Raw genomic sequence first — 12,969 nt, 5'->3', positions numbered from 1 at the left:
CGCAATAAGCGCCCCTTGGTCAAATGTCAAAGCCAATGGCAATCAGCCGTTGGTCGCCAGCAAGGAAACCTTGCGGCCCATCGTCTCGCCGTCCTTGTCGAGGAGGCGGGTCGGGTAGTCGCCGGTGAAGTAGTGGTCGGTGAACTGCGGACGGGCATCGTTGCGATCCTCGCCGCCGACGGCGCGATAAAGGCCGTTGATCGACAGGAACTCCAGGGAGTCCGCGCCGATGTATTTGCACATGGCTTCGAGGCTGTCGTACTGGTTGGCCAGCAGCTTCTCGCGATCCGGCGTGTCGATACCGTAGAAGTCAGGATAGTAGATCATCGGGCTTGCGACGCGCAGGTGCACTTCCTTGGCGCCGGCATCGCGGATCATCTGCACGATCTTCAATGAGGTTGTGCCGCGCACGACCGAATCATCGACGAGCACGACGCGCTTGCCTTCGATCATTGCCCGGTTGGCGGAGTGCTTGAGCTTGACGCCGAATGCACGGATCTGCTGCGTCGGCTCGATGAAGGTGCGGCCGACATAGTGGTTGCGGATGATGCCGTATTCGAACGGAATGCCGCTTTCCTGCGCATAGCCGAGGGCGGCCGGCGTGCCGCCATCCGGAACAGGAACGACGACGTCGGCGTCGACGGGGGCTTCCTTGGCAAGGTTGATACCCATGTTCTTGCGAGCCACGTAAACGCTGCGGCCGCCGACGACCGAGTCCGGGCGGGCGAAATAGACATATTCGAACAGGCAGAGGCGCTCCGGCTGGCCGTTGCCGGCCTTGCGCGCGTCGATCGTGATCGAACCGTCAGGCTGGATCTCGCAGATGATGACTTCACCGTTCTCGACGTCGCGGATAAACTTCGCGCCGATGATGTCGAGTGCACAGGTTTCCGAAGCGAAGATCGGCTTGCCGTCGAGTTCACCCATGACAAGCGGACGGATGCCGGTGGGGTCGCGTGCGGCGATCAGCTTCGTGCGCGTCATGGCGAGCATCGAATAGCCGCCTTCCATCTGGCGGATCGCGTCGATGAAGCGGTCGGCCGTGGAGGTGTAGCGCGAGCGGGCGATGAGGTGGAGAACGACTTCCGTATCGGAGGTCGACTGACAGATGGCGCCGCCTGCGATCAACTGGCGACGCAGCGTCAGGCCGTTGGTGAAGTTGCCGTTGTGGGCAATAGCGATACCGCCGACTTCAAGTTCCGCAAAGAGCGGCTGCACGTTGCGGAGCGCGACTTCGCCTGTTGTGGAATAGCGATTGTGGCCGATCGAGATATTGCCGGGGAGGCGGGCGAGGGTGGTCGGATTGGTATAGTGATCGCCGACCAGGCCCATATGCCGCTCGGAGTGGAAGCGCAGTCCGTCGAAAGAGACGATACCGGCTGCTTCCTGCCCGCGATGCTGAAGGGCATGCAGGCCGAGCGCCGTCAGGGTCGACGCATCGTCATGGCCAAGGATACCGAAGACGCCGCATTCTTCGTGGAGCGTGTCTCCATCGAATTCGTCATTGAGCGTCAAGGAATGAGACTGGTTCATCGATGCGGGCCTTTGCTCTCACAAGAATGGATCGGCTTTCCATAGCATGACGCCGTGATCATGCGCTTTAAACGGCTGAGGCCCGGCAGAGCGGATGCCCGGCCGGACCTTTATTCACGTTCCGCTCAAATGGCAATTGCCAGGTGGCGGGTCAAGCTGTTGAACACTGCGTCAATTAGACGGCTGCTGTGCACCATTCGCAGGGGCGGGCGTTGCGTCTTCGGCTGGCGCCTGGTCCGATGCGGGCGCGTCGCCGCTCTCAGTATTGCCGCCCTGCGGCTGAATTTTGTCCATAACGTTCGCCCGTACCATCTGCGCGAATTCCGCTGGCAGCACGGACTGCAACTTGACGACCATCGAGTCCAGGAACGGCTTCGACTTGGCGTTGTTAACCCAGGCCGGGCCGTGATCCGCCACGAGCCAGTTCCAGAAGGCGACGGCGACGACGAGAAGAAGTATGCCCCTAGCCGCGCCGAAGAGAAAGCCCAAAGTGCGGTCCAGAGCGCCGATCCGGCTGTCGATGATGAAGTCCGCGATCTTCATGGTGATGAAGGAGATCACGATCAGTGCGATCAGGAACACCACCGCGGCTGAACCGACGATCGCAATGCGGTCGTCATCGGTGTACTTCTTCGCGTAGGGAACCAGATACGGATAGAAATAGTAGGCGGCGGCTGCCGAGCCGCCCCAGCTTGCGATCGAAAGAACTTCGCGGGAGAAGCCGCGGACCATTGCAAGTACGGCGGAGAAAAGAACGACGCCGATGACAATACCGTCGAAAATCGTAATGGGCATATAAATTCAACTCCAGGACCGCCGTTTATCTACGGCTTGGTCGCGCCTCATTGCGTGCTTCCTATAACATCACCGATGCTGGCGATGAAAGGATCAAACCTCTTCTTCCACACGTCGCAGTGCGCCTTTTGACCCGGCAATACGTGCAACCAGGTCCGGAAGGCTCTCGATCTCGTTCCAGCGACCGCCGGAACCCTTTGGCAGGTCGGCTGACGCCGAGGGAAGCAGCGCGGCAGAAAAGCCCAGCTTCTCGGCTTCTTTGAGGCGCTGGGACGTCTGTGAAACCGGCCGGACGGCGCCCGACAGGCTGACTTCGCCGAAATAGACACAATTGGCCGGTAGGGCAATACCAGCCAACGACGAAACCAGGGCCGAGGCGACGGCGAGATCGGCGGCCGGCTCGGAGATACGATAACCGCCTGCGATGTTCAGATAGACGTCGTGCTGCCCGAGCCGAACGCCGCAATGGGCCTCAAGTACGGCGAGGATCATCGACAGACGCGCCGAATCCCAGCCGACGACGGCACGGCGGGGCGTGCCGAGCGATGTCGGCGCGACGAGCGCCTGCACTTCCACCAGGATCGGGCGTGTGCCTTCCATTCCGGCAAAGACGGCAGCTCCCGGCGATTTCTCGTTGCGCTCGCCAAGGAATAGCTCGGATGGATTGGCGACCTCGCGCAGCCCCTTGTCCGACATCTCGAAGACACCGATCTCGTCGGTCGGCCCGAAACGGTTCTTGACCGTACGCAGGATGCGGTAGTGATGGCCGCGATCGCCTTCGAAGTAGAGCACGGCATCGACCATATGCTCGACGACACGCGGACCTGCGATCTGCCCGTCCTTGGTGACGTGGCCGACGAGAACCATGGCAGCCCCTGTCTGCTTGGCGAAACGGATCATCGACTGGACACCGGTGCGGACCTGCGTCACGGTTCCGGGCGCGGATTCAGCCAGTTCGCTCCAGAGCGTCTGGATGGAATCGATGATGACGAGATCCGGCCGCTTGCCTTCGGCCACCGTCGCCAGAATGTCCTCGACGTTGGTTTCCGCGGCGAGCAGCACGTCTGTATCGGCAGCCTGCAGGCGCTGCGCCCGCAACCGCACCTGAGCAACCGCCTCTTCACCCGAGACGTAGATGATCCGATGGCCGCGGCGAGAAAGTGCCGCCGCCCCTTGCATCAGCAGCGTCGATTTGCCGATGCCGGGATCGCCGCCGATCAGCACCGCCGAGCCGCGCACGAAGCCGCCGCCAAGCGCCCGGTCCAGTTCGGAAATGCCGGTGTGGATGCGCGGCGCTTCCTCGATTTCGCCTGACAGCGTCGTCAAGGTGACCGGCCGCCCCTTTTTTGGCGTCTTGGTCGGCCCGCCGCCAATGCCGCCCATCGGGTCTTCTTCGACGATGGTGTTCCACTCGCCGCAATTGTCGCACTTGCCGGCCCAGCGGTTATGGACCGCGCCGCAGCTCTGGCAGATGAAGTGTGTCCTGGCCTTCGCCATCGGGTCATGCTTTCGGTTGGATGGTCGCCAGCGCGCCGCATCGAATCACTTTGATTGCTCAAATAATCATTCGCGGCACTGATCAAAACTAATGATTTCCCTATAAGGGGCGACGGTGGCACTTGTTCTCCACTGTATTGGAGATCCCGACGATGCTGGACTACTCGCTCGCGCACTGGATCGCGTTCTTGACCGCGGCGGTTCTACTGAACCTGTCGCCCGGTCCGGACATGGCTTTCATTCTCGGCCACACCGTCAAAAGCGGGACGAGGACCGGCTTTGCCGCCCTGTTCGGTATCTGGACCGGCGCCAGCCTGCATGTAGCAATGGCAGCATTTGGTCTCTCGGCGATCCTCGCCGCTTCGGCGGTAGCCTTCTCTGCCGTGAAGTGGGTCGGCGCGATCTACCTCGTCTGGCTCGGCATTCAGGCTCTGCGCTCGAAGGGCGATGGCGGCCTGGTCAATGCTGCAAAGGACGTCCTGCCCTGGAGCCGCGTCTACAGGCAGGGCATCCTCGTTTCGCTGCTGAACCCGAAGGTCGCGATCTTCTTCCTAGCCTTCCTGCCGCAATTCGTGGTCGAGGGCGCCGGGCCGACCTGGCTGCAGCTGGCGGTCCACGGCGTCCTGATCATTGTCGTCGCAGCCTTCATCGAGCCGCCGCTCATCCTCGCCGGAGGGCGCCTTGCCGATCTCGTCAAGCGCAAGAGAAGCATCGGCCTGTGGCTCGATCGCGGCCTTGGTGCGCTGCTGGTGGCGCTCGGCGTGCGGCTGGCCCTGACCACCCGCTGAGAGCCTCACTCGTCTTCGAAGAGATACCGGCGCTCGTGGCGAAGGCCAATGCTGGTCAGGATCTCGTAGCCTATCGTCCCCGCCGACCGAGCGACGTCGTCGACAAGCACGTTTTTTCCGAACAGTTCGACGTAATCGCCTGCGCGCACTGCATTTTCCGGAAGATCGCTGACGTCGAAAATCGTCAGGTCCATGGTGATGCGGCCGGCAACGGGCACCTTCTGTCCGGCCACGAAGCCGTGACCTCCCTGCGGCACCGTTTGACGCAGCGGCACACCCCCGCTCGATTGGCTACGCAGGTAGCCATCGGCATAACCGGCCGACACGACGGCGAGCTTGCTGTTGCGGGTCAGTTGCAAGGCGCGGCCGTAGCCGACGGACTCGCCTGCCTTGGCCGAGCGCACCTGAATGACACGTGCCTCGGCGGTCACCACCGGACGCATCGGGTTTGCCATGCCATTGACGGCTTCGCCGCCGTAGAGCGCGATGCCGGGGCGGGTGAGATCGAAGTGATAGTCGCTGCCAAGAAAGATGCCGCCCGATGCCGCAAGGCTTGAATCGATGCCTTCATAGGCGGCGCTAACCTGCCGGAATGATTCAAGCTGTTGCCTGTTCATGTCAGAGGAATGGTCGTCGCTGCAGGCGAGATGGCTCATGACAAGCACCGGCGCAAAACTTGCCGGGCGTGAGACGTCATCGGCGAGCGCCATGGCCTCGTGCATGGAAAGGCCCAGCCTGTTGAAGCCCGTATCGACATTGAGCGCACAGGGGTAATCGCCGTAATCGGCAAGAACCGCCATCCAGAAGGCGAGCTGCTCTTCCGATGAAATCACCGGCACGAGGTCGTTTTCGAACAGGCGCCGCTCGGTGCCGGGCCAGACACCCGAGAGGACGAAAATGCGGGCGTCAGGCGCATAAGGCCGAAGCGTCACGCCTTCATCGACCGTAGCGACGAAGAAATCGCGTGCGCCGGCCATGAAGAGCGCTTCACCGGCGTCTTCGATCCCGGTACCGTAGGCATCTGCCTTCACGACGGCGGCAGCACGGGCCTTGCCGGAGCGTCGCGCCATGTCCTTCCAGTTTTCGGTGAGTGCCTTCAGATCGACGGTCAGGCGCAAACCGGCCGAATCGAATGGGTCTTGATCTTCGAAACTATCAACAAAATCAGTCATCGTGCTTCACAAAAGAGGGGAGAGTGCTTGTCGCACGGCAGTCTAAGGATCAATAAGGCAAAGTGAAAGCAGGCCAAGGAGATATCGGCGCGGCGATCACTTTTGTTCAAGACGCAGGGTAGCGCCGGCGATAGATTGGTTCGATGGAAAATGTATCGCAGAAAGAGGCGGCCGACGCGATGCCGCTTGCAGGCGCCGAGCGGACTCGCTTCTGGCGTGATCGGCGATTTCGCAATATGGAGTGTCTGAGCGCAAGTTTCCTGACGCATGAATATGCGCCTCACGCCCACGACACCTTCAGTATCGGCGCGATCGAGAGCGGCACGCAGATCGCGACGATGAAGGGCGTTCGGGAGGAGACAGGCGCCGGCGATCTCTATCTCATCGATCCCGGCGTCGTGCATGACGGCGTGCCGGGCGGTGAGGGATATCGTTACCGGATGATCTATCCCGACACAAAGCTGTTCGTCGATATCCTCGAAGACGTCACCGGCAAGGCCTTCAACGCCACACCCTCCTTCCCGAAGGAACTCCTCAACGATCCCGAGATGGCCGCCGCCTTCCATGCCGCCCATCGTGTGCTGGAGAGCGGCGCCGGAGCGCTGGAATCAGAGGAAGGGATGTTCCGCGTGCTGGCTGCGATCTTCCAGCGCTATGGCAGCACGATCGTGACACCGGTTGACACCAAGGAGCGCTCCGCAGTCGGTCGCGCCCGTGACTACCTGACCGACAATTTCGACAGCGACATCGGCCTTGACGAACTGGCCGAGGTCGCAGGCTTGAGCCGCGCGCACCTCATCCGGGCCTTCCGCCGGGAATATCACATCACGCCGCATGCCTTTCTGACTGACAAGCGGGTGCGTGAAGCGCGCAAACTGTTGCGTGACGGCAAGGCGCCGGCCGATGTTGCAATCCAGTGCGGCTTTGCTGATCAGGCGCACTTCACCCGTCACTTCAAGGCGCGAACCGGCGTTACGCCGGGACAGTATCGCGCCCGCTGATCACTTTCGTTCAATACGGTCGCGGCTGGGCGGCTTAACACCTCCGAATTCTAGCAGTTGTGGAGGTTCCAATGCTCACTCAAAGGCGACCCATCGGCGATTTCCTTGCCGGCTCGCGGGCAATCCTGCCGCTCGTCGTCGCCGTCATTCCGATCGGTCTCGTCTTCGGTGCGGTTTCGGCAACGAAAGGCCTGTCGGCCCTGGAGGCGACCTTGATGAGCGCGCTCGTCTTCGCTGGCGGCTCACAGTTCATCGCCATGGATATCTGGACGCATCCGGCAAGCTGGGCCGGGGTCGGCTTTGCCGCGCTGCTCGTCAACATTCGCCACGTCCTGATGAGTGCGTCCCTTGGCACGAAGATGCAAGGTTTCTCCGGCCTGCGGAAATATGCCGCCATGCTGTTCCTGGCCGACGAGATATGGGCGATCGCGGAATTCCGTGCGGGCGTGGCGCGCCTGACGCCTTCGTGGTTCGCCGGCATCGCTATGCCTTTCTATTTTGCCTGGGTCGGGTCCACGTTGATCGGCGCCTCTCTTGGCGCGTTCCTCGGCGATCCAGCCGCCATCGGGCTCGACTTCGCTTTTCCCGCCGTCTTTGTTGTGCTGGCAATGGGGTTTTGGAAAGGCCGCGAAACCGGTTCGGTGCTGGCTGCCAGTGCTCTGGCCGCCGTCCTGGTGCACCAGTTCATCCCCGGTGTCTGGTACATTGCTGCCGGAGCCCTTGCCGGGCTTGCGGCAGCGCTTTTGACTGGCAAGACAAAGGCAGTGACCGCATGACTCTGGATATCTACACCCTTGCTGCGATCCTCACCATGGCGGCCGCAACAATACTGACCCGTATGAGCGGTCTGCTCCTCATTCGCCATGTCGAAATGACCGAGCAAACCCGAACGGCCATCGAGGCGATACCGCCTGCGGTACTGATGGCGGTGATCGCGCCAACCGCCTTTGCGACAGGTTGGGCCGAAACGGCAGCCTGCTTTGTCACGGCGCTCGCAGCGCGTCGCCTGCCGATGCTCGCAAGCGTTGCCGTCGGGGTGGCAACCGTTGCGATCTTGCGAGCAGCCGGCCTGTAGTCCGCGATGGAGCCCTGACGGGAAAGACCTCGTCAGTGCTCTTCGTACTGGATGAAGGATGGGTCGGCGAGATCCGCAAAGCGCGTGAATTCCGACTGGAAAGCGAGCTTCACCGTGCCGGTCGGTCCGTGGCGCTGCTTGGCGATAATGACGTCGGCCGTGCCCTTCACCTTGTCGAAGAGGGCTTCCCATTCTGCATACTTCGGATCGTTGGGATCACGAGGCTCGAGGTTCTTGACGTAATATTCTTCACGGAACACGAAGAGCACGACGTCGGCGTCCTGCTCGATCGAGCCCGATTCACGAAGGTCGGAGAGCTGCGGACGCTTGTCGTCGCGGCTTTCCACCTGACGCGAGAGCTGGGAGAGCGCAATGATCGGAACGTTCAGTTCTTTGCCGAGCGCCTTCAGGCCGGTGGTGATCTGGGTGATTTCCTGGACGCGGTTGTCACCCTTGCCGGCGCCGGTCATCAGCTGGATGTAGTCCACGACCAGGCAATCGAGACCGCGCTGGCGCTTCAAGCGGCGGGCGCGGGCAGAAAGCTGGGCGATCGAGATACCACCGGTCTGGTCGATGTAGAGCGGTACCTTCTGCATCATCATCGAGCAGGCGACGAGCTTTTCGAAGTCGGCGTCGTTGATGTCACCGCGGCGGATCTTCGAGGAGGAGACCTCTGTCTGCTCCGAGATAATACGGGTGGCGAGCTGTTCCGACGACATTTCGAGCGAGTAGAAGCCGACGACGCCGCCCTGCTTCGCCTTCATGCTGCCGTCCGCCTGAACTTCGCCTTCATAAGCGGCGGCAATGTTGTAGGCGATGTTCGTGGCAAGCGAGGTCTTGCCCATGCCCGGACGTCCGGCAAGCACGATCAAGTCGGAGCGCTGCAGGCCGCCCATCTTGCCGTCAAGCGAGTGGATGCCGGTCGAGATGCCCGAAAGGCCGCCGTCACGTTCCTTGGCGACGGCCGCCATGTCGATCGCCAGCGCCACGGCGTCGTTGAACGACTGGAAACCGCCATCATAGCGGCCGTTTTCGGCGAGTTCGAACAGGCGACGCTCGGTGTCTTCGATCTGCGTCTGCGGTGGCATGTCGAGCGGCGCGTCGTAAGCGATATTGACGACGTCTTCGCCGATCGTGATCAGCGCACGGCGCAGCGCCAGATCATAGATAGCGCGCCCGTAGTCCTCGGCGTTGATGATCGTCACGGCTTCGCGGGCAAGGCGGGCGAGATACTCGGAGACCGTCATGTCGCCGACCTTTTCCTCGGCCTTGAGGAAGGTCTTGATGGTCACCGGATTGGCGATCTTGCCCATGCGGATGATGTCGCCCGCGACCTCGAAGATCTTGCGGTGCAGCGGCTCGTAGAGGTGGATCGGCTTCAGGAAGTCCGACACCCGGTAATAGGCATCGTTGTTCATCAGGATCGCGCCGAGGAGCGCCTGTTCGGCTTCGATATTGTTGGGCGCTTCCCGGTAGTGCTGCTCCGCTGGAGCAACGGCGGCAATCTTTCGAGCGACGTCGTTCATCTTGATCCGTTCTGTCTTCTTCAGCTTCGGGTTTGGCGTGCGCAACCGAGAAAATCAAGCGCGGATGCAAGAAGGTTTTCCCTGCCGCCATCGATACGGGGATAGTTTGCCCGTTGTTCGACTTCTCCACAGTCACACTTGCAGTCGGTGCAAAAATACCGAAAGTGTCACCTGCAGAGCACGGCCAGAAACGACTCACTTCCATGATGCCTTACATGATAGTGTAAGCCTGTCGGAGGAGACTTGCACCCAAGCATAGGCAGTCGGCTCTTGAAAAAGATCGGGAAATACGATAGTTAGTAAAGATATAATTAGTGCACTAACAAAATAGGGCTGAAAATATGGGGAATCCCGTTCTCGGGCGTGAGCTAATCGAAGATCTTGCAGCATTCAACCGCAAGCTCAGGGCTGTCTTCGACAAGATAGTGCGGGAACGCAATATGACGTTGCCGCGCGCCCGCGTCTTCTTCACGCTCAACAAGAAGGACGGCATCAACCAGCGTGAACTCGCCGAACGGTTGGAGCTCGAGACGCCGACGCTCGTCAGGATACTCGACGCCATGGAAGGCCAAGGGTTCGTCCAACGCCGTGTAGCCGGCTCCGATCGTCGCGCCAAGGAAATCTATATCACCGAGACTGGCAGGGTCGTGGCAGGCGAAATCGATGACATCGCCGTGAGAGTGCGTGCGCAGGTCATCGCCGGTATTCCCGAAGACGATCTGAAAACTACCTTGGAAGTGATACGGGCCATGCAAGCCAACCTGCAGGGTGTCCGCGGAATTTGAGGTCCTGCCGATGAGCCTCGCCCAAAGCGCCAATGACAATATGGCGCCCAGGTCCGCCGAAGAGACGGGAGCGCAAAAGCCGCCCCCGTCGCCTCCGGCTGCTGGAGCGGTGGCGATGCCCGCCTGGAAGGCTCCGCTTTATATGGTGGCGTCGGTCCTGCTCTTTCTGACGCAGGGCCTCGGCATGAATTTGCTCAACGTCAACATCTACCAGCTGCAAGGATCGTTTTCCGCAACAACAACCGAGGTCTCCTGGCTTTCGGCAGCCTATATGGCGCCTTACGCCAGCATGTCGATCGCGCTCTTCAAGATCCGCACGCAATACGGCCTTCGCCGTTTCGCCGAACTTGGCATCATCTGCTTCGTCGTTGCAGCGGTCCTGAATCTTCTCATTACCGACCTGCATTCCGCGATCGTCGTGCGCACCTTAAGCGGGATGGCTGCCGCACCGCTTTCGACGCTCGGCTTTCTCTACATGCTCGAACCCTTTCCGCAGGAGAAGAAGCTGTCGCTCGGGATTAGCCTGGCGCTGATGTGCACGCTGTTTGCATCCCCCGTCGCGCGCATCGTCTCGCCTTCGCTGCTTCAGTTCGGCGGTTACCAGGTGCTCTATACGTTCGAGATGGGGATGGCGCTTATCGTCTTTCCGATCATCTACCTGCTGCCGCTCACGGCGCCGCCTCGGGGTAACGTCATCCAGCCGCACGACATATTGAGCTATCTCCTGCTCGCGGTCGGCTTCGGTTGCCTCGCCGTCGTACTGACGCTCGGCCGCTTCTATTGGTGGTTCGAGGCACCGTGGATCGGCGTGCTGCTGGCGATCTCGGTGGGCTCCATCGCGCTCGTGCTCGCCATGGAGCTGCCTCGCGCCAGTCCGCTGATCGATTTCCGCTGGCTGTTCTCAGGCGCCAACATGCGGATGGCGGGGGTGCTGCTTCTCTTCCGTTTCGTTTCCTCCGAGCAATCCTCCTCCGCTGCCAGTTTCTATCAGCAGCTCGGGCTTCTGAACGATCAGACGGTGACGCTTTACACGATTATCCTTCTCGCCTCTTTGGTTGGCGGGCTCTTCTGTGCCTTTCTGATGACCACACGTTACGTCGAGACCGCCCATGTACTGGCTCTCCTTCTTATCGCCGCCGGCGCCTTTCTGGACAGCCGGTCGACGAGCCTGACAAGACCACCGGAGATGTATCTGAGCCAGGCGATGGTCGCGGCCGGCGCGGCAATGTTCCTACCGCCGGTGATGGCGAGTGGGTTCAAGGCCGCGATGTCGCGCGGCATGCCCTTTATCGTCAACTTCCTGGTAATCTTCGTGTTCACGCAGAGTATTGGCTCCCTGTTCGCGTCGGCGATGCTCGGAACCTTTGTGACCATCCGGGAGAAGTTCCATTCGAACGTGCTCGTCGAGCACATCCTGCTGCAGGAACCGATTGTGGCCCAGCGCGTCTCACAGCTCAGCGCCGCCTACGGCAAGGTGCTTGGCGACAAGATGCTGCTCAATGCCGAAGGCCTGGCGCTGCTCGCCCAGCAGGTTAGCCGCGAGGCATACATTCTCGCTTACAATGACGCTTTCCTCGTCATCGGCTACGCGTCGCTCGTTGGTCTGATCCTCATTCTTCTCCATCAGGCGTGGCGGCGGCTGCCCTGGGCAGCGCGCGCCGACGCAATTCCCGCTCAATCGTGATCTCAGGATCCCATCATGCTGAAATCCCTCCGGTCCCCTTCGACCATCATCGCAGTGCTTGCCGGCATCGCCGGCGTTCTCCTCGTTCTTTACGCCTGGCGTTTGCCACCTTTCGTGACGTCTATCGAGACGACGGATAACGCCTATGTGCGCGGCTACGTCACGATCATGAGCCCACAGGTGAGCGGTTATGTCGTCGAAGTGCCGGTGAAGGATTATCAGCAGGTTAAACAGGGAGACACGCTGGCGCAGATCGATGACCGCATCTACGTCCAGAAACTTGCCCAGGCGCGCGCCGCGCTCGACGGGCAGAAAGCGTCGCTGGAGAATTCTCGCCAGTCTGAGCTTGCGGCAAAAGCAAGCATCGCCTCCAGTCAGGCCCAGATCGACAGCGCAAACGCGTCGCTGACCCGCGCGCAGCAGGCCTGGGATCGCATAAACAATCTCAGCAACCGTGGCATCGCATCGCAGAGCGAGACGGAGGCAGCACAGGCGACGCTGGACCAGGCCAAGGCCGCGGTGAACCAGGCCGAGGCCGCTCTTGAGGTTTCCAAGCAGAACCTTGCGACGATCATCGTCAATCGCTCGCTGCTTGAGGCCAATGTGGCGAGCGCCGAAGCGGTTGTGCGTCTTGCGGAAATCGATCTGCAGAACACCAAGATCGTTGCGCCGCGCGACGGCCATCTCGGCGAAGTTGGCGTGCGCGTCGGGCAGTACGTGACGGCGGGAACGCAGCTCATGGCCGTGGTGCCGGAGGATGTCTGGGTCGTCGCGAATTTCAAGGAGACACAGGTCTACGGGATGCAGGTCGGGCAACCCGTTACCATCACGGTGGATGCACTCGGCAAGCAGCGGCTGAAGGGATACATCGAGCGCTTCTCGCCGGCGGCCGGATCCGAATTCGCGGTCATCAAGGCCGACAATGCGACAGGCAATTTCGTGAAGATTGCGCAGCGAGTCGGCGTTCGCATTGGCTTCGATCCCGATCAGCCGGCGATCAAGGACTTGGGGCCTGGGCTTTCGGTCGTCGTCGATGTCGACAAGAGCGCTGCTCCCCAACAGAACACGGCAGCCAAATAAGCAGAAAGCCCGGCGTGAGCCGGGCTTTCGTCC

12 protein-coding genes are annotated in these 12,969 nt (G+C 61.1%); 7 read left to right on the top strand and 5 right to left on the bottom strand.

The features are described from left to right. Window positions 1-42: 42 nt before the first annotated feature. From purF to radA, 3 genes are all read right to left on the bottom strand, one after another. On the bottom strand, window positions 43-1,533 hold the full coding sequence (purF, locus tag FHT97_RS01580) for an amidophosphoribosyltransferase (RefSeq protein ID WP_183859417.1): 1,491 nt from the start codon (window positions 1,531-1,533) through the stop codon (window positions 43-45). A gap of 171 nt (window positions 1,534-1,704) precedes the next feature. Next, window positions 1,705-2,328: a CvpA family protein gene (locus FHT97_RS01575; protein WP_183859415.1), complete on the bottom strand. Its 624-nt coding sequence runs from the start codon at window positions 2,326-2,328 to the stop codon at window positions 1,705-1,707. Between the two features lie 93 nt (window positions 2,329-2,421). Further along, complete coding sequence (gene radA, locus FHT97_RS01570; RefSeq protein WP_183859414.1) at window positions 2,422-3,825, bottom strand: DNA repair protein RadA; 1,404 nt, start codon at window positions 3,823-3,825, stop codon at window positions 2,422-2,424. A 152-nt stretch (window positions 3,826-3,977) separates the two neighbouring features. Here radA and FHT97_RS01565 point away from each other — a divergent pair, with 152 nt between their 5' ends. Then, a complete protein-coding gene (locus FHT97_RS01565) occupies window positions 3,978-4,613 on the top strand; it encodes a LysE family translocator (protein WP_183751584.1) in 636 nt (211 codons plus the stop codon). A 5-nt stretch (window positions 4,614-4,618) separates the two neighbouring features. On the opposite strand, the gene alr is transcribed toward FHT97_RS01565, so the two are convergent. Then, complete coding sequence (gene alr / locus FHT97_RS01560; RefSeq protein ID WP_183859412.1) at window positions 4,619-5,785, bottom strand: alanine racemase; 1,167 nt, start codon at window positions 5,783-5,785, stop codon at window positions 4,619-4,621. Window positions 5,786-5,964: 179 nt separating this feature from the next. On the opposite strand from alr, the gene FHT97_RS01555 reads away from it, so the two are divergent. From FHT97_RS01555 to FHT97_RS01545, 3 genes are all read left to right on the top strand, one after another. Further along, window positions 5,965-6,786 carry an AraC family transcriptional regulator gene (locus FHT97_RS01555; RefSeq protein ID WP_183860713.1) on the top strand — a complete coding sequence of 274 codons (822 nt, stop codon included), beginning with the start codon at window positions 5,965-5,967 and terminating at the stop codon, window positions 6,784-6,786. A gap of 71 nt (window positions 6,787-6,857) precedes the next feature. After that, the gene (locus FHT97_RS01550) at window positions 6,858-7,562 is read left to right on the top strand and encodes an AzlC family ABC transporter permease (protein WP_183751580.1); all 705 of its coding nucleotides are present in this window, start codon (window positions 6,858-6,860) and stop codon (window positions 7,560-7,562) included. Beyond that, on the top strand, window positions 7,559-7,861 hold the full coding sequence (locus FHT97_RS01545; protein WP_183751578.1) for an AzlD domain-containing protein: 303 nt from the start codon (window positions 7,559-7,561) through the stop codon (window positions 7,859-7,861). Before FHT97_RS01550 ends, FHT97_RS01545 begins: the two co-directional genes overlap by 4 nt. Before the next feature lie 32 nt (window positions 7,862-7,893). Here FHT97_RS01545 and FHT97_RS01540 read toward each other — a convergent pair whose 3' ends face one another. After that, the gene (locus FHT97_RS01540) at window positions 7,894-9,387 is read right to left on the bottom strand and encodes a replicative DNA helicase (protein ID WP_183751576.1); all 1,494 of its coding nucleotides are present in this window, start codon (window positions 9,385-9,387) and stop codon (window positions 7,894-7,896) included. Window positions 9,388-9,728: 341 nt separating this feature from the next. Here FHT97_RS01540 and FHT97_RS01535 point away from each other — a divergent pair, with 341 nt between their 5' ends. From FHT97_RS01535 to FHT97_RS01525, 3 genes are read left to right on the top strand one after another with little or no spacing between them, the layout of a single operon-like run. After that, window positions 9,729-10,172: a MarR family transcriptional regulator gene (locus FHT97_RS01535; protein WP_016553428.1), complete on the top strand. Its 444-nt coding sequence runs from the start codon at window positions 9,729-9,731 to the stop codon at window positions 10,170-10,172. A gap of 10 nt (window positions 10,173-10,182) precedes the next feature. Beyond that, window positions 10,183-11,856, top strand: a complete 1,674-nt coding sequence (locus tag FHT97_RS01530) for an MFS transporter (RefSeq protein WP_183859410.1) — start codon at window positions 10,183-10,185, stop codon at window positions 11,854-11,856. Between the two features lie 15 nt (window positions 11,857-11,871). Continuing rightward, window positions 11,872-12,936, top strand: a complete 1,065-nt coding sequence (locus FHT97_RS01525) for an HlyD family secretion protein (protein WP_183859408.1) — start codon at window positions 11,872-11,874, stop codon at window positions 12,934-12,936. Window positions 12,937-12,969: the final 33 nt, after the last annotated feature.

Source organism: Rhizobium sp. BK399 (genome assembly GCF_014194695.1).
Lineage (GTDB): Bacteria > Pseudomonadota > Alphaproteobacteria > Rhizobiales > Rhizobiaceae > Rhizobium.
Note: the sequence above shows the minus strand (reverse complement) of the source record. Positions and strands in the feature narration are given on the sequence as shown.